A 15,808-nucleotide genomic window follows, 5' to 3' on the forward strand; every position below is an offset into this window, starting at 1 on the left:
GAACCTTCCCGCCCGCGCCGCGCTTCCGACGGGATCATAGCCCCGCCACCAGAGTCCCGCGCCCCATGCTGACCCGTCCGCCCGCCCTGCCGTGGATCCATGTGGCTCCCGGCGCGCCCTATTTCGTCGACGAGACCGGTGCCGCCTTCACCCCGATCGGCCACAACGAGGCGATCAGCTGGGTCGACCTGCGCGGCCTCGCCGGCCGGCGCGACCTGCCGGGCGTCGAGGCCCACCTCGCCGGCCTCGCCGCCGAGGGCGTCACCGTCATCCGCCTCATGCTCGAATGCGCCCACCAGCGCGGCTGGGCGATCGAGCGTCCGGCCGGCCGCTTCGTTCCCCGCATCGTCGCCATCTGGGACGACCTCTTCGCGCTTTGCGCCCGCCACGGCCTGCGCATCCTGCTGACCCCGGTCGACACCTTCTGGACCTGGATCCGCTGGCCCCATCACCCCTGGAACCGGGCGAACGGCGGCCCGCTCGACCACCCCTCGCGCCTGCTCCTCTGCCCCGAGACCCGCGCCGCCATCAAGCGCCGGCTGGAATTCGCCGCCGTCCGCTGGGGCGGCAGCGGCGCCCTCTTCGCCTGGGACCTGTGGAACGAGATCCACCCCGCCCAGGCCGAGGACACCGCCGAGCCCTTCGCCGCCTTCATGGCCGACCTCGCCGCCCATGTCCGCGCCGTGGAGCGCCGGGTGCACGGCCGGACCCATCCGGTCACCGTCTCGCTCTTCGGGCCGGAGCTGCGCTGGCGCCCGCACCTCGGCCTGGAGGAGCCGATCTTCCGCCACCCCGACATGGACTTCGCTTCGATCCACATCTACCGCGAAGGCTCGATCGACGACCCGCGCGACACCGTCGCGGCGGCGGTCGACACGGGCGAGATCGTGCGCGTCGCGCTCGCCGAAATCCGCGATACGCGGCCCTTCCTGGACACCGAGCACGGGCCCATCCACGCCTTCAAGGACAAGCACCGGACCCTGCCGGAGCCCTTCGACGACGAGTACTTCCGCCACATGCAGTGGGCGCACCTCGCCTCCGGGGCGGCCGGCGGCGGCATGCGCTGGCCGAACCGCAAGGTGCATCGCCTGACCCCGGGCATGCGCCGGGCCCAGCGCGGGCTCGCCGACTTCCTGCCGCTGATCGACTGGCCGGCGTTCCGCCGCCGCAACCTCAACGCCGAGATCGCCCTCTCCCGGCGCAGCCTCGCCGCCTTCGCGTGCGGCGACGACCGGCAGGCGGTCGTCTGGCTCCTGCGTCGCGACACGATCCGCCCCGACGGGACGCTCGATCCCGCCGCGGAGCCCGTCTCCACACGCCTCGCCGTGCCGGGACTCGCGCCCGGCCGCTACAGCGTCCGCGCCTGGGACACGCGGGAGGGCCGGCCGGCGGGCGAGCGGGCCGCCGAGGCCGGCCCCTACGGTCTCGCGGTCGAGACGCCGCCCTTCGCGGCCGATCTCGCCCTGGCGATCACGCCCGCCTGAGCCTCTCGCGGGAGGCCCCGTCAGGCCGCCGCGACGTTGACGATCCCGGCGGAGAGCTCAGGCCGCTTGTTGATCGTCTGGAAGACGACGCAATAGCGCTCCGTGAGCTTCAGGAGCGTGTCGATCTTCTCCTGCGGCGCATCGGTGTCGACCTCGAACCGGAGCCGGATCGCCTCGAACCCGACCGCCGCGTCCTTGGCGACGCCGAGCGTGCCGCGGAAGTCGAGATCGCCCTCGGCGAAGACATGGGCGGAGCGGAGCGGGATCTCCAGCGCGGTCGCCACCGCCTTGAGGGTGACGCCCGCGCAGGCGACCAGCGCCTCCAGGAGCATGTCCCCCGAGCAGAGCTCCTGCCCGCTGCCGCCCGTCGCCGGATGCAGCCCCGCGATCGCGAGCGCCCGCCCGGTCTCGACCTTGCAGGCGAGATGCTGGTCGTCGACCGAGCCTTTGGCCCTGAGGGTGATCTTCGCCGCGTCCGGCGCGGTCTTGTACTTGTCCTTGATCGGCGCCTGCATGGCCCGGAGTTCGTTGGCGTCCATGGTTTCCTCCTCGTGGATCTCGGCAGGGCAGGGGCGCCCCGGTCGGTGGCGCCCGGGCCTAGATGGCGGCGGCGGGCGCGAGTTCCTCGCCGCGCGGGCGCGGGCTCAGGGTCTCGTCGAGCGAGCGCAGGACGCGCCGCTTCATCTCCTCGAACTCCGGCGCCAGCCGGTCGCGCGGGCGGGACAGCTCGACCGGGAACTCCGCCGCGATCCGCCCCGGCTTCGGCCGCATCACGACGACCCGGTCGGCCAGCACCAGCGCCTCCTCTATGTCGTGGGTGACGAGCACGAGCGTCGGCCGCGAGTCGGCCCAGAGGTCGAGCAGGTGGTCCTGCAGGTCGGCCCGCGTGAAGGCGTCGAGCGCCGAGAAGGGCTCGTCGAGGAGCAGCACCGTTGGCCGTGCGACGAGCGCCCGCGCGATGGCGACGCGCTGCGCCTGCCCGCCCGAGAGTTCCCGCGGCCAGCGCCGGGCATGCTCGGCGAGGCCGACCTTGCCGAGCGCGGCGGCGACGCGCGCCTCCCGCTCCTCCCGCGGCAGATCGGCGAGGCCGAAGCCGACGTTGTCGGCGACCGTCAGCCAGGGCAGGAGCCGCGGTTCCTGGAAGACCAGCCCAACGGCCGGATGCGGCTCGGCGATGACGGTGCCGTCGACCACGATCCGCCCCTCGGTCGCGTGGTCGAGGCCGGAGACAAGCCGCAGCATGGTGCTCTTGCCGCAGCCCGAGCCGCCCACGACCGCCACGATCTCGCCGGGGCCGACGGTGAGCGTCACGCGCTCCAGCGCCCGCGTCCCGTTCGGGTAGATGCGGCCGACGCTCTCGATGGCAAGCATGTCAGTCTCCCCGCCGGAAGCTGTCCTGCCAGCGCAGGAACGGCGCGGAGCCGGCCGCCAGGAGCCCGTCCGTCACCTTGCCGAGCACGGCGAAGCACAGGATCGCGGCGACGATCTGGTCCGGCTTGCCGAGCTGCTGGCCGTCGACCAAGAGATAGCCGAGCCCTTCCGACGCACCCATGAACTCGGCCGCGACCACGAACATCCACCCGAGCCCCAGCCCCGAGCGCAGCGCCAGCACGTAGGCGGGCAGGATGGCGGGCAACAGGATGCGCCGGACCAGCGCCGGCCCGGAGAGCCGGAAGATCCGGCCGACCTCGACGATCTTGCGGTCGACCGACAGGATCGCGCCCATGACCCCGAGATAGACCGGGAAGAACACCCCGACGGCGATCAGCGCGACCTTGGATTCCTCGAAGATCCCGAGCCACAGGATGAAGAGGGGCACCCAGGCGATCGACGGGATGGAGCGCAGCCCCTGCAGCGTCGGGTCGAGGAGCCGCCGGGCGATGCCTGAATAGCCCGTGACGGCGCCGGCGAGCGTGCCGGCCAGGACGCCGAGCCCGAAGCCGGCCGCCACCCTGAGGGTGGTCGCGGCGATGTGGCGCGTCAGCTCGCCCGAGCCCCACAGCTCCGCCAGGGTGGCGAAGATGCGGCTCGGCGGCGGCATCAGGCGACCGCTCGACCAGCCGAGGCGGACCGCGGCCTCCCAGCCGATCGCCAGCAGGACCGGCAGCACGAGCCCGGCGACGAGCCGCGGGGAGGGGAGGAGACGGGGCCCGCGCGGGGCGGCGGCGGCCGGCGACGAGGTCTCGGCCACCGTCACGGCGTCCTCCCCGTCCGGAGACCCGGACCGCGCTCGCCCACCCGACCTCGCATCGAACCCCCGACGACCTCGCCGAACCCCTTACTGTCCGGCGCCGCCGAAGCGTTCGTCGATCAGGTCGGCGACCGTCTTCCGGACGTCGACGTCCGTCTTTATAACGCCGGCCTCCTGCAGGGCCAGCCCCGCCGCGACGATGGAGTCGCGCTGCGCGGCGCCGATCCGGGAATGCGTGAGCTCGGTCCGCTCCAATTGGCGGGCGATCACGGTATCGGGGAGCTTGGTGGCGGCGACCAGCGAGGCGGTCAGGGTCGCCTTGTCGGCGAGCGCGATCGCCCGGGCCTTCTCGTAGCCGGCGATCACCCGGGCCACGATCTCCGGATGGTCCTTGGCGAACTCCTCGCGCGTGTTGAGGATGCCCCAGGTGTTCGCCTCGGGCTTGCGGTAGAAGAGCTTGGCGCCGTTCTCGACCTCCGCGGAGGCCATGATCGGGTCGAGCCCCGCCCAGGCGTCGACGTCGCCGCGCTGCAGGGCGAGGCGGCCGTCCGCGTGCTGCAGGAGCACCAGCTTCACGTCCTTCTCGGTCAGCCCCGCCTCCGCGAGCGCGCGCACCAGGAAGATGTGCGGGTCCGTGCCGCGGGTGACCGCCACGGACTTGCCCTTGAGGTCCGCCGGCTTGGCGATCCCTGTCTCCGGGCGCGTCACCAGCGCGGTCCATTCCGGGCGCGAATAGACGTAGATGGACTTGATCGGATTGCCGTTGATCTTGCCGAGCAGGGCCGCGGCGCCCGCCGTCGAGCCGAAGTCGAGCGACCCGGCGTTCAGGAACTCGAGCGCCTTGTTGGAGCCGGCCGACTGCACCCAGCGGATCGTGATGCCGTCCTTGGCGAATTCCTGCTCGAGGATCTTCTTGTCCTTGAGGATCAGCGAGACCGGGTTGTAGGTCGCCCAGTCGATGCGGATCTCCTTCGGCGCCTCCGCGGCGGAGACCGGCGCGGCGGCGAGAAGGCCGGCCGCCAGGCCGGCGGCGATGAGAATGCGACGGGTGATCGACATGGGCGGGCTCCCTGAACCAAGATTTGGCCCAGACCATGCCGGCCGGCGCCTCTCCGGTCGAGGCATCACGCGGTCGTGACGACGGCCTCCCGGGGAAAATGCGTCCCCGTCCGGCCCCCGGGGCGCCGCTCTCGTTTCAAGCGGGTCCGGCGGGCGTGATCGGGGCGGGTCGCGCCGCGCTGCGGGGGAAAGTTCAGGCCACGGCCGTTCCCCACGACCGGATCGAAGCGGAGAAAGGTCGGCGCCGGAAGGCACCGCCCCCCTCCGGTGCAGCGCCCGGGCCGGCGGCACCCTTACTTCAGCCCGTCCCAGAGGAGCTTGAGGGAGACGAGGAGGAGGCCGATCTCGATCAGGCGGTAGAAGGGGCCCTCGGGAATCATGCGAACGAGGCGGGCGCCCACGAAGGTGGCCGCGATGGCGACGGGGAAGAGGGTCACGGAGGTGGCGAGATTGTCCGGGTTGAGCTGGCCGAGCGCCCAGTAGGGGATGAGCTTGACCGCGTTGATCACCGCGAAGGCGATGGTGGACGTGCCGGCGTAGACGAGCTTGTCGAGGCGCTGTGGCAGCACGTACCACTGGTAGGGCGGCGCGCCGGCGTGGGAGACGAAGCTCGTGAAGCCGGTGAGCGCGCCCCAGAAGACGCCGCGCGGCACGTCGGCCGGCTTCTTCTCCTGCGCGGCAGGACGGAACCAGCGGTCGAGGCAGAAGGCGAGGCCGATGAGGCCGACCATCAGGGTGACGGCCTTGTCGGTGACGAAGGACGCGGTCGCCCAGCCGATCATGATGCCGAGGATCGCCGAGGGGACCAGGATCGCGAGATTCCGCCGGTCGAAATGACGGCGGTAGACGTAGAGGCCGAAGATGTCGGAGACCACGTAGATCGGCAGGAGCAGGCCGGCCGCCTGCACGGGCGAGATCGCCAGCGCCAGCACGGGCACGCCGAGCAGCCCGACCATCGGAAGGCCCCCCTTGGAGGCGCCGACCATGAAGGCGGACGGGATCGCGGCCAGGTAGAAGAGGGCGGATTCGGTCACGGCGCGGCCCGGAATGATCGACGACGCGCTGATCACTACCCGTCCTCACCCTTGTTAACAATCCGAGCCTAGCACCTTGTCTGCTTTTCAATGATCCTGCGAGGCAGAGTTCAACTGAACCCAGGCTGTGAAAATGGAAATCTTCGGCGACCACCATCGAGCAGAGTCTACGCGGGTCTCACGAGAGTTTTATGAATGCTATGGGCGCGCGATGATGGCCTGGGCAAACGTTGAAGATCGCTTGTCCGACTGGTTTGCTTATGTAACGGGATTAAAGGTAAATGCAGCTCGTTCGATCTTTTTCTCATCCCGGTCATTCAATGGGAGACTCGATATGCTGAGAGCTGGATTCGAGTCATCAGATTGTGCGCCGACCATTCTCAAATTTGTGAGGTCCGGACACAGTAAGGCGAAGAAGTACTCTTCAGCTCGCAATCGATTGGCTCACGGAACGCCCCGAATCAATGCGTCCGATCCTCATGTGTTCTTTTTCGAACTGGTAGAAGGCAAGAACATAGTCCCATCAGATGCGCTTAAGCTAGTACACGTTAACGAAATTGGAGATAGTTTTTCAGCATTGGCTTCTGTCTTGACTCGTGGATGGATAGGAATGGCACAAGGAGCGCCGGACCACGAGGCATTTATCATGTCCCTTACTGTGGAACTCGAAAGCCTCCCGTCGATCCGCGCCACCCCCTAATGAACCGCGGCTTCCCTTACTTCTAACGTCGGATTGCGGGCGCCGGGCTGGAAGCGGAGAAGTGTGGCGGTTACCGTCGTCCCCAAGAAGGCGATCACCAGGGAGGATCCGATGACGAGCCGCTACGCCGAGGTCTATGGCGCGTGGAAATCGGACCCGGAAGGGTTCTGGGCGGATGCCGCGAAGGCGATCGACTGGTCGAAGCCCTGGGACAAGGTGTTCGACCCGGCCGCCGGCGTGTACGGGCGGTGGTTCGTCGGGGCGGAGTGCAACACCTGCTACAACGCGGTCGACCGGCACGTCGAGCGGGGCCGGGGCGAGCAGGCCGCGATCGTCTACGACAGCCCGGTGACGGGCGTGAAGGCGCGGATCACCTATGCGGAGCTGCTCGGCAAGGTGCAGGCGCTCGCCGGCGCGCTCGCCGACGTCGGGGTGGGCAAGGGCGACGTCGTCATCGTCTACATGCCGATGGTGCCGGAGGCGGTGGTCGCGATGCTCGCCTGTGCCCGGCTCGGCGCCATCCACTCGGTGGTGTTCGGCGGCTTCGCGCCGCGCGAACTCGCCACCCGGATCGACGACGCCAAGCCGAAGGCTATCGTGTCCGCCTCCTGCGGCATCGAGCCGTCGCGCGTCATCGCCTACAAGCCGCTCCTCGACGAGGCGATCGAGATCGCTGCCCACAAGCCGTCGAGCGTCTTCGTGCTGCAGCGGCCGCAGGTCGCCGCCACGCTCCAGCCCGGCCGGGACCATGACCTCGGCCAGGCCATGGAGGCGCGCGCCGGGCGCAGCGTCCCCTGCGTGCCCGTCAAGGCGACCGACCCGCTCTACATCCTCTACACGTCCGGCACGACCGGGCAGCCGAAGGGCGTGGTGCGCGACAACGGCGGCCACATGGTGGCGCTCGCCTGGTCGATGAAGAACCTCTACGGGGTCGAGCCGGGCGAGGTCTACTGGGCGGCCTCGGACGTCGGCTGGGTGGTCGGGCACAGCTACATCGTGTACGGGCCGCTGCTCCACGGCGCCACCACGATCGTGTTCGAGGGCAAGCCGGTCGGCACGCCCGACCCGGGGACCTTCTGGCGGGTCATCTCGGAAAACAAGGTCGCGGCCTTCTTCACGGCGCCCACGGCCTTCCGGGCGATCAAGAAGGAGGACCCGAACGGCACCTTCATCGGCAAGTACGATCTCTCCGCGCTGCGCACGCTGTTCCTCGCCGGCGAGCGGGCGGACCCGGACACGGTGCAGTGGGCCGAGCGCATGCTGAAGGTGCCGGTCGTCGACCACTGGTGGCAGACCGAGACCGCCTGGGCGATCGCCGGCAATCCGGTCGGGCTCGGCATCCTGCCGGTCAAGTACGGCTCGCCGACGGTCGCCATGCCGGGCTACGACGTGCAGATCCTGGACGACGCCGGCCATGCGGTGGCGCCGGGCACGCTCGGCAATGTGGTCGTCAAGCTGCCGCTGCCGCCGGCCTGCCTGCCGACGCTGTGGCATGCGGACGAGCGCTTCCGCTCCTCCTACCTCGCCGAGTTCCCCGGCTACTACAAGACCGCCGACGCCGGCATCATGGACGAGGACGGCTACCTCTTCATCATGGCGCGCACCGACGACATCATCAACGTCGCCGGGCACCGGCTCTCGACCGGCGGCATGGAGGAGGTGCTCGCCTCCCATCCGGACGTGGCCGAATGCGCGGTGATCGGCATCCACGACGCGATGAAGGGGCAGAGCCCCTGTGGCTTCGTGGTCCTGAAGGCGGGCGTCACCAAGGACCACGCCACGATCGAGAAGGAACTGATCGGGCTGGTGCGCGAGAAGATCGGCGCGGTCGCGGCCTTCAAGCTCGCCATCACGGTCGACCGGCTGCCGAAGACGCGCTCGGGCAAGATCCTGCGCGGCACCATGCAGAAGATCGCCGACCACGAGACCTGGAACATGCCGGCCACCATCGACGACCCGGCGATCCTGGATGAGATCGAGCAGGCGATCCGGGCGCGCGGGATCGGGGTCTAGGGGCCGGGACGGCCCGTCCCCTCAGCCGAACAGCGTGTCGCGGACGAGGCGCCAGCTCGCCTCGTCGGGGGCGAGCAGCAGGCTGCCGTCCGTGCGGGCGGGGTCGTAGGGCCGGCCGTCCGCGGTGGCGGAGTAGCCGCCCGCCTCCTGGTGGATCAGCCAGCCGGGGACGTGATCCCAGGGCATCAGCTTGCCGTAGAGCGCGAGATGGCCGCCGCCCGAGGCGATCAGGCGATATTCGTGGGCGGCGCAGCGGTAGCCGTAGCTGCCCCAGAGCCTGGGCATGCGCGCGGCGACCCGGCTGCGCTGCGGCTCGGAGAGATAGTTCCAGGACAGCGCGCCGTGCATCAGGCCGAGTTCGGCGGGCGCGGCCACGCGCATCGGCCGGGTGCGGCCCGACTCGTCCTCGAACCAGGCGCCGCCGCCCGCGAGCGCATAGGCGAAGTCCCGGCCGAAGGGATCGTAGATGGCGCCGGCGACGATCCGGCCGCCGATCACCACCCCGGCCATGACGCCGAAGAGCGGCACGCCGTTGGCGTAGTTGAAGGTCCCGTCGATCGGGTCGACCGTGATGGCGAAGTCCGAGCCGCCGAGGCGGGCGGGCAGGTCCGGGTCGAGCGCGGCGCTCTCCTCGCCCACCATCAGGGCGGCCGGGAAGCGGTCGGCGAGGCGGGCGGCGATCAGGCGCTCGGCGGCCTGGTCGGCGATCGTGACGAGGTCGTGCGGGCCGGCCTTGGTGGAGACGTCGGCGGTCTCCAGCCGGCGGAAGCGGGGCAGGATCTCGACGTCGGCCGCCTCGCGCAGGATGGCGCCCAGGTCGGCGAGGTCGGCGCGGGTGAAGGTCGGCATGCTCTGCTCCTCGGAACGGCGGGCGGATGGCCGCCGTCATACCGGGAAGGCGGGCCGGCGCGCCATCCCTTCCGGCGCGCGGCTGGCCGGCGCCCCGCCCGTCAGGCGCAGCGCTCGAGGAGCTGGTCGAGGGCGACGCGGCGGGTCGCCATGGATTCGTTGAACGCGTGGGCGACCGGCAGGGTCTGGACCTCGATGCGCTTGCCGCCGACGAGGTCGACCGAGATCTCGCCGACGTCCTCGACAGAAACGGTGCGGACGCTCGGCAGCTTGGCGACCCGCTCGGCGACGATCTCGGTGATCTCGCCGACGGTCAGCTTGGACTTGGCGAGAAGTTCATCGGTGCGGGCGGAGGCGGGGCTCATGGGAAACACTCGTCCGGTTGTGGGGCTCGACAGGCAGACTATTCAAATTCGGCTTTATTCCGCCTTAAGCCGACGTTCAGGCCGCGTTCATGCCGGTGCGGTAGCGCGGGACCGTTAACGGCTCGTGGCGGGATCGGCGGCGGGGCGGGCCGCCTGTCCCGATTCGGGGCAGGTCGGCCCCGGTCGGGACGCGTGTTAACCGGTCGTTAAGGTTTCCGTGGCAGGTTCGGGGCGTCCAGTCTCCTGGACCCGAGTGGCTCCTATCCACTCTTTTGACGCCTCCCTGTACTTTCTCGCCGAGCCGTGCCCGTCACGGCTCGTTTTTTTCCGGCGGCCCTCTCGTTGGGGAACGCTGCGGGGCGGTTCGTTAACCCTGCCGTGGATTATGGTGGACGACGACGCGGGCGGTCTCCGGTCCTGGCACCGGTCCTGCTAAGTCCCCCTGGAACCGCCCGTGTTGCGAAACGCGGCGACGCGTTACAGAATGCCACCGGAGGCGCCGAATGACCCGCGACGGACAGTCCGAACGAGACGAGACACCCGACACGATCGATTTCGCGGCGCGCTTCGCCGGGTCGGAGACGTTCCGGACCCTCTTCCGGGAAGGCATGGGGCTCGTCGAGGAGACAGCGGCCTATCTGGACGGACCGGGCCGCGCCGAATCACGCGAGCTGACCCGGACGGGATCGCTGGTCTACGCCACGGAATCGATGCGGCTGACGACCCGCCTGATGCAGCTCGCCTCCTGGCTCCTGCTCCAGCGTGCCGTCAACGAGGGCGAGATGACCCAGGCGCAGGCGGGCCAGGAAAAGTCCAAGGTGCGCATCGACGGCCCCGCGTCGACCCGCTCGGGCCCGGGCTGGGAGGAGATGCCGGAGCTTCTCAAGGCCCTGATCGAGCGCTCCATCCGCCTCCAGGAGCGCATCCGCAAGCTGGACGCCGCCATCTACGGCCGCGAAGAGAGGCCGGTCGAGACCCCGGTCAACCCCGTCGCCGCTCAGCTCGGCAAGCTCAACCAGGTTTTCGGCTCGGGAAGCTGACGGTTCGGCCGGACTGGACGTCTCAGGGACGGCCAGACCGAATTTGGCACGTTTCTCCCCGCGCGTGTCACCCCGGATATCGAGCCGGGGACAGGGGTCGTGCACACCCCCTGCGGCCGTACACGTGGACGGTGACCGCCCAACCCGCATCCCCGGACAAGGCGCGAAGGCGCCGCAGATCCGGGCCCAGCGCGGGCCTCGATCCGCAGCACTGCGGCCGGTTGAGGGCGCTGGATCCCGGCCTTCCGCTTCGCTCCGGCCGGGAACGCGGAGGAGAGGGCGCGCCTCGGCTACAGTTGCCGGCTCGATGGCCGGGATGACAACCGCGGGACAGCTCGGCGGAAAAGCAGCGAGCCCGCGCCGGGGCGGCACGGGCTCGAGACGCTGTTCCGTCGCCGCGCCCGTCGGGGGCGGCGGCGCAAGGCTAGATCAGAGGCCGAAGCCCTTGAACTTGTCCTTGAACTTGGAGATGCGTCCACCGCGGTCGAGGAGCTGCTGGTTTCCGCCGGTCCAGGCCGGGTGCGACTTGGGGTCGATGTCGAGGTTGAGCGTGTCGCCGGCCTTGCCGTAGGTCGAGCGGGTCTCGTACTCGGTGCCATCGGTCATGACGACCTTGATGACGTGGTAATCGGGGTGGATGTTCGCTTTCATGGCCTTGTCCCTCGCGCGGGGCCGGATGCCGCGGCCCGCCTGATCCTCGCCGGACCGTCCGAGGGAAGTGCCCTCCCCTCAAGTGACCAGGGCCGCGCGCCGTCCGGCCCGCAGCCCCTCGATCCTGTCGGGCGTCCCTATAGCGGAAGCCGTCCGCGGGGGCAAGACGGACGGCGCGGCGGAAAACGGGCGCGGGCGCGGACCTTTGCGGGGGCGCCCCCACGTCATACGCAACATCGCCGAGCCGGACGCGACTTGATCCGGCGGCCGGTTCGCGCCAAGACGTCACCGGCGAGAGGGAGAGAGACTTTGGCACGCAGGACGACGGCCGCCGACGTGGAAGCAGGCAAGGGTCCGGGGCGCACGCGCACCGTCCGCCCGCTCGCCGCGCTCGTCCCCTATCTCGGCCGCTACAGGGGACGCGTCGCCGCGGCCCTCATCGCCCTCGTGGCCGCCGCGACCGCGACGCTCGCCGTGCCGCTCGCCGTCCGCCGGATGATCGACCACGGCTTCACCGGCTCGGACGCCGGCCTGATCGACCGCTACTTCCTGATGCTGGTCGCCGTCGCGGCCGCCCTGGCGCTGGCGAGCTCGGCCCGCTACTACCTCGTCACCTGGATCGGCGAGCGCGTCGTCGCGGATCTGCGCGGCGACGTCTACGCCCATGTGATGCGGCTCTCGGCCGACTTCTTCGACCGGTCGCTCTCCGGCGAGATCGTGTCGCGCCTGACCGCCGACACCACGCAGGTGAAGTCGGCGGTCGGCTCCTCGGCGTCGGTGGCGCTGCGCAATCTCGTCCTCTTCCTCGGGGCGACCGCCATGATGGTGGTGACGAGCCCGCGCCTGTCCGGCCTCGTCCTCCTGGCCATTCCGTTCATCGTCCTGCCGCTCGTCGCCTTCGGCCGCCAGGTGCGCCGCAAGTCGCGGCTCGCCCAGGACACGCTCGCCGACGCCTCCGCGTACGCCTCGGAATCGATCGGGGCGATCCGCCAGGTCCAGGCCTTCACCAACGAGGACCAGGCGGTCGGCCGCTACCGCTCCGGCGTGGAACGCGCATTCGAGGCGGCCCGGTCGTCGACGGCCGCCCGCTCGCTCCTGACCGCGATCGCCATCTTCATGGTGTTCGGCAGCGTCGTGACCGTGCTCTGGATCGGCGCCACCGACGTTCTCGAAGGACGGCTGACGCCGGGGGCGCTGTCGCAGTTCGTGCTCTACTCCGTGTTCGCGGCGGGCGCGCTCGGGGAGCTCAGCCAGGTCTGGGGCGAGATCAGCCAAGCCTCCGGGGCCGCCGAGCGGCTGACCGAGCTCCTGGCCATCGAGCCGAGCGTCAAGGCGCCGGCGAACCCCGTGCCCCTGCCGCAGATCCGGCGCGGCGCGGTCGCGTTCGAGGATGTGGCCTTCGCGTATCCGGGCGCCCCGGACCGGCCGGTCCTCTCCGGCTTCTCGGTCGCGGTCGCCCCGGGCGAGAAGGTGGCGCTGGTCGGCCCCTCGGGCGCCGGCAAGTCGACCGTCTTCCACCTGCTCCTGCGCTTCTACGACCCGACCGCCGGCCGGGTCCTGCTCGACGGGGTGGACGTGCGTGAGGCCGACCCGCTCGAGGTCCGCCGGCACGTGGCGATCGTGCCGCAGGACACGGTGATCCTCGCCGGCACCGTCATGGAGAACATCCGCTTCGGCCGGCCGGACGCGACCGACGAGGAGGTCGTGGCAGCCGCGCGCGCGGCCCTGGTCGACGACTTCGTGGCCGGCCTGCCGGACCGCTACGGCACGCTCGTCGGCGAGCGAGGCGTCACCCTGTCGGGCGGCCAGCGGCAGCGCATCGCGATCGCGCGGGCGATCCTCAAGGACGCGCCCGTGCTGCTCCTCGACGAGGCGACGAGCGCGCTCGACGCGGAATCCGAGACGCTGGTGCAGACCGCGCTGGAGCACCTGATGGAGGGACGGACCACCATCGTGATCGCCCACCGGCTCGCGACCGTCCTGGAATGCGACCGGATCCTGGTGCTCGACCAGGGCCGGCTCGTCGAGGAGGGCACGCACGACGTGCTCGTGCGCCGCGGCGGCCTCTACGGGCGCCTCGCCCGCCTGCAGTTCGAGACGGGCGCGCTGGCGCTGGGCGCGGTCGGGTCCTGACCGGTCACGGCAGGACCAGGACCGGCACCAGCATGCCCTTGGCCTGCAGGAGGTCGACGAACTCGAAGAGCGGCACCACCAGGAAGAACACCAGTCCGTCCCGCAGCGTGTGCCACAGGAGCCGGGGCTGCACGGTCACGGTCTCCATGTCGCGCCAGAGCGAGAAGGCCGGGCCGAAGCGGGGCACGCGCCGGCAGTAGTCCGCGTAGGCCGGGCCGAAGAGCGCGGCGAGCGACCGCTCCTCGCCCTTCACCACCACGGTGAAGACGGCGACGACCATGGCGGTCACCAGGACGGCGGCCACGAGGCTGCCGGTGGCGGCGCCGATGCCGAAGGAGCCCACGAAGGAGAACAGGTAGAGCGGGTTCCGGCTGATCGAGTAGGGGCCCGTGTCGACCACCTCGGCGGCCTTGCGCCCGCCGATGTAGAGCGTGCACCAGACCCGCCCCACGATGGCGACGCCGATCAGGACCAGGCCGAGGAGTTCCACGCCCTCGTGCCAGAGGCCGCCGAACCAGTCCGGCGAGCTCACGAAGGCGAGGAGCCCGAACAGCAGGACGGACGCGAGGGCCAGGGCGAGCTTGCGCCGCTTCTGCAGCCGCCTCAGGCGTGCGTGCTCGTCGGGCGGGGCGATCGCGGGTCGGTCGGTGGTCGCGGTCTGCTGCATCGGCGCCCTCGTGGGTCTCGGCGGCGCCGGCGGGGCGCAGCGGCTCGATACCCGAAACCGGCTGACGAATCGGTGACGGAGGGACTGCGGTGGCCGCGGCCCGGTCAGTCCCAGATCGCGGGCAGGGCCGGCGCGAGCCGGCCGCCGATCCGGATCGGCGCGACCGCGGCGGCGAGGCCGGTCATCTCGTCGATGTCCACGCAGATGCCCGACAGCGTCGCCTCGCCGCCGGCCGGCTCGAAGCGGCCGCGCGGAATCTTGGTGGTGAAGCGCTGCAGCGGCTCCTCCTTGTCCATGCCGAGCACGGAGTCGTAGTCGCCGCACATGCCGGCGTCGCTCATGTAGGCGGTGCCGCCCGGCAGGATCATCCAGTCGGCGGTCGGCACGTGGGTGTGGGTGCCGACGACCAGGCTGGCGCGACCGTCGAAGAAGTGGCCGACGGCCTGCTTCTCGCTCGTCGCCTCCGCGTGGAAGTCGATCACGACGGCATCGCACTGCTCGCCGAGGGGACAGGCGTCGAGTTCGCGGGCGATCGCCGCGAAGGGGTCGTCGAGCGCGTCCATGAAGACGCGCCCCATGACGTTCATGACGAGCACGCGGGCGCCGTTGCGCGCCACGTAGAGATTGGCGCCGCGGCCGGGCGTGCCCGGCGGATAGTTGAGGGGCCTGAGCAGCCGGGGCTGCCGCTCGATGAAGACGAGGGCCTCGCGCTGGTCCCAGGAATGGTTGCCGAGCGTGACAACGTCCGCGCCGGCGTCGAGCACGTCCTGGCAGATCTCCTCGGTGATCCCGAAGCCGCCGGCGCTGTTCTCGCCGTTGATGACCACGAAGTCGAGGCGGTAGCGCTCGACGAGGCCCGGCAGCCGGGCCGTGACGGCGGCCCGGCCCGTGCGGCCGACGATGTCGCCGAGGAACAGGAGCCTCATGCGTCCCTCCTGCAGGGGATCGCGCCCTCCTCGGTGACGACGACCTGCATGGGCCGGTCGTGCGGCTCGGCCGGCACGTGCTCGATCTCCTGGCACGCGAAGGCGATGCCGATCTCCAGAAGGGGTCCGCGCCCGGCGAGCCGCTCGATGGCGCGGTCGTAGTGGCCCTTGCCGTAGCCGATGCGGTAGCCGCGCCGATCGAAGGCGGCGAGCGGGACCAGCATCACGGACGGCTCGACCACGGGCGCCTCCGGGACCGGCACCGACAGCCCGAAGCTCGACGGCACCAGGGCGTCCCCGGGCTTCCAGGCGCGGAACACCATGGTGGTCCTGTCCTCCAGGACGACCGGCAGGCAGAGCGGGTGGTGGCGCGCGGCGAGTCGCTCCAGCGCCGGCCGCGGATCGACCTCGCCGCGGATCGGCAGGAAGCCGGAGACGAGGGCCCCGGCCGGCAACGGCAGCCCCTCGATGGCGGCCGCGATGCGCTCGGCGGCGGCCGTCTTCTCGGCATCAGCGATCGCGCCGCGTCGCGCCAGCGCCCCGGCTCTGAGATCGGCCTTCACGCTCTGGGCCGAGGAATTCCGCATGTCGTCCGCATCTCCGATTATGGCCGCTCCCGTTGGGCGCGGCGCGAAGCGGCTGTCCCGGCTTGTAGCCCGGAGCACCCCTCCATTGGAAGCCGGCCCGCCTCCCGGC

Annotated in this window: 15 protein-coding genes; 4 read left to right on the forward strand and 11 right to left on the reverse strand. The window is 70.8% G+C overall.

Features of this window, described 5'->3' with window-relative positions:
- Positions 1-65: 65 nt before the first annotated feature.
- A complete protein-coding gene (locus tag WBG79_RS07395; RefSeq protein ID WP_337356467.1) occupies positions 66-1,484 on the forward strand; it encodes a hypothetical protein in 1,419 nt (472 codons plus the stop codon).
- Positions 1,485-1,504: 20 nt separating this feature from the next.
- On the opposite strand, the gene WBG79_RS07400 is transcribed toward WBG79_RS07395, so the two are convergent.
- The 5 genes from WBG79_RS07400 to WBG79_RS07420 form a co-directional block, all read right to left on the reverse strand.
- Entirely contained in the window at positions 1,505-2,023 is a 519-nt protein-coding gene (locus WBG79_RS07400) for an OsmC family protein (protein ID WP_337356468.1), read from the reverse strand.
- Positions 2,024-2,081: 58 nt separating this feature from the next.
- Positions 2,082-2,855, reverse strand: a complete 774-nt coding sequence (locus WBG79_RS07405) for an ABC transporter ATP-binding protein (protein ID WP_337356469.1) — start codon at positions 2,853-2,855, stop codon at positions 2,082-2,084.
- Between the two features lies 1 nt (position 2,856).
- Positions 2,857-3,681 (reverse strand): ABC transporter permease, encoded by an 825-nt coding sequence (locus WBG79_RS07410; RefSeq protein WP_337356470.1) that lies wholly within the window; start codon positions 3,679-3,681, stop codon positions 2,857-2,859.
- A gap of 81 nt (positions 3,682-3,762) precedes the next feature.
- On the reverse strand, positions 3,763-4,734 hold the full coding sequence (locus tag WBG79_RS07415; protein WP_337356471.1) for an aliphatic sulfonate ABC transporter substrate-binding protein: 972 nt from the start codon (positions 4,732-4,734) through the stop codon (positions 3,763-3,765).
- A 293-nt stretch (positions 4,735-5,027) separates the two neighbouring features.
- Positions 5,028-5,720, reverse strand: coding sequence for a sulfite exporter TauE/SafE family protein (locus WBG79_RS07420; RefSeq protein ID WP_337357901.1), 693 nt, complete (start codon positions 5,718-5,720; stop codon positions 5,028-5,030).
- Between the two features lie 859 nt (positions 5,721-6,579).
- On the opposite strand from WBG79_RS07420, the gene WBG79_RS07425 reads away from it, so the two are divergent.
- Positions 6,580-8,481 carry a propionyl-CoA synthetase gene (locus WBG79_RS07425; protein WP_337356472.1) on the forward strand — a complete coding sequence of 634 codons (1,902 nt, stop codon included), beginning with the start codon at positions 6,580-6,582 and terminating at the stop codon, positions 8,479-8,481.
- A gap of 21 nt (positions 8,482-8,502) precedes the next feature.
- On the opposite strand, the gene WBG79_RS07430 is transcribed toward WBG79_RS07425, so the two are convergent.
- Both WBG79_RS07430 and WBG79_RS07435 read right to left on the reverse strand, forming a co-directional pair.
- On the reverse strand, positions 8,503-9,330 hold the full coding sequence (locus tag WBG79_RS07430; protein WP_337356473.1) for an inositol monophosphatase family protein: 828 nt from the start codon (positions 9,328-9,330) through the stop codon (positions 8,503-8,505).
- 101 nt (positions 9,331-9,431) lie between these two features.
- Positions 9,432-9,695, reverse strand: a complete 264-nt coding sequence (locus WBG79_RS07435; RefSeq protein WP_337356474.1) for a hypothetical protein — start codon at positions 9,693-9,695, stop codon at positions 9,432-9,434.
- Positions 9,696-10,198: 503 nt separating this feature from the next.
- Here WBG79_RS07435 and rcdA point away from each other — a divergent pair.
- Positions 10,199-10,735: a protease adaptor protein RcdA gene (rcdA, locus tag WBG79_RS07440; RefSeq protein WP_337356475.1), complete on the forward strand. Its 537-nt coding sequence runs from the start codon at positions 10,199-10,201 to the stop codon at positions 10,733-10,735.
- Between the two features lie 429 nt (positions 10,736-11,164).
- Here the strand turns inward: rcdA and rpmE are convergent, their stop codons facing one another.
- Complete coding sequence (gene rpmE, locus WBG79_RS07445; protein WP_337356476.1) at positions 11,165-11,386, reverse strand: 50S ribosomal protein L31; 222 nt, start codon at positions 11,384-11,386, stop codon at positions 11,165-11,167.
- 309 nt (positions 11,387-11,695) lie between these two features.
- Here rpmE and WBG79_RS07450 point away from each other — a divergent pair, with 309 nt between their 5' ends.
- Complete coding sequence (locus WBG79_RS07450) at positions 11,696-13,519, forward strand: ABC transporter transmembrane domain-containing protein (RefSeq protein ID WP_443147411.1); 1,824 nt, start codon at positions 11,696-11,698, stop codon at positions 13,517-13,519.
- Between the two features lie 4 nt (positions 13,520-13,523).
- On the opposite strand, the gene WBG79_RS07455 is transcribed toward WBG79_RS07450, so the two are convergent.
- The 3 genes from WBG79_RS07455 to WBG79_RS07465 all read right to left on the reverse strand — a co-directional run bounded on the left by WBG79_RS07455 (position 13,524) and on the right by WBG79_RS07465 (position 15,699).
- Entirely contained in the window at positions 13,524-14,186 is a 663-nt protein-coding gene (locus WBG79_RS07455) for a methyltransferase family protein (RefSeq protein ID WP_337356477.1), read from the reverse strand.
- Between the two features lie 104 nt (positions 14,187-14,290).
- Positions 14,291-15,112, reverse strand: coding sequence for a TIGR00282 family metallophosphoesterase (locus WBG79_RS07460; RefSeq protein WP_337356478.1), 822 nt, complete (start codon positions 15,110-15,112; stop codon positions 14,291-14,293).
- Positions 15,109-15,699, reverse strand: a complete 591-nt coding sequence (locus WBG79_RS07465) for a 5-formyltetrahydrofolate cyclo-ligase (protein WP_337356479.1) — start codon at positions 15,697-15,699, stop codon at positions 15,109-15,111. The genes WBG79_RS07460 and WBG79_RS07465 overlap by 4 nt, the downstream gene beginning before the upstream one ends.
- Between the last annotated feature and the right edge of the window lie 109 nt (positions 15,700-15,808).

The organism is Prosthecomicrobium sp. N25, assembly GCF_037203705.1.
GTDB lineage: Bacteria > Pseudomonadota > Alphaproteobacteria > Rhizobiales > Ancalomicrobiaceae > Prosthecodimorpha.

Bases quoted from the DNA above. Each gene is read 5' to 3' on its own strand.
- WBG79_RS07395 (WP_337356467.1), top strand. From the start codon at position 66: ATGCTGACCCGTCCGCCCGCCCTGCCGTGGATCCATGTGGCTCCCGGC.
- WBG79_RS07400 (WP_337356468.1), bottom strand. From the start codon at position 2,023: ATGGACGCCAACGAACTCCGGGCCATGCAGGCGCCGATCAAGGACAAG.
- WBG79_RS07405 (WP_337356469.1), bottom strand. From the start codon at position 2,855: ATGCTTGCCATCGAGAGCGTCGGCCGCATCTACCCGAACGGGACGCGG.
- WBG79_RS07415 (WP_337356471.1), bottom strand. From the start codon at position 4,734: ATGTCGATCACCCGTCGCATTCTCATCGCCGCCGGCCTGGCGGCCGGC.
- WBG79_RS07420 (WP_337357901.1), bottom strand. From the start codon at position 5,720: ATGGTCGGCGCCTCCAAGGGGGGCCTTCCGATGGTCGGGCTGCTCGGC.
- WBG79_RS07425 (WP_337356472.1), top strand. From the start codon at position 6,580: ATGACGAGCCGCTACGCCGAGGTCTATGGCGCGTGGAAATCGGACCCG.
- WBG79_RS07430 (WP_337356473.1), bottom strand. From the start codon at position 9,330: ATGCCGACCTTCACCCGCGCCGACCTCGCCGACCTGGGCGCCATCCTG.
- WBG79_RS07435 (WP_337356474.1), bottom strand. From the start codon at position 9,695: ATGAGCCCCGCCTCCGCCCGCACCGATGAACTTCTCGCCAAGTCCAAG.
- rcdA (WP_337356475.1), top strand. From the start codon at position 10,199: ATGACCCGCGACGGACAGTCCGAACGAGACGAGACACCCGACACGATC.
- rpmE (WP_337356476.1), bottom strand. From the start codon at position 11,386: ATGAAAGCGAACATCCACCCCGATTACCACGTCATCAAGGTCGTCATG.
- WBG79_RS07455 (WP_337356477.1), bottom strand. From the start codon at position 14,186: ATGCAGCAGACCGCGACCACCGACCGACCCGCGATCGCCCCGCCCGAC.
- WBG79_RS07460 (WP_337356478.1), bottom strand. From the start codon at position 15,112: ATGAGGCTCCTGTTCCTCGGCGACATCGTCGGCCGCACGGGCCGGGCC.
- WBG79_RS07465 (WP_337356479.1), bottom strand. From the start codon at position 15,699: ATGCGGAATTCCTCGGCCCAGAGCGTGAAGGCCGATCTCAGAGCCGGG.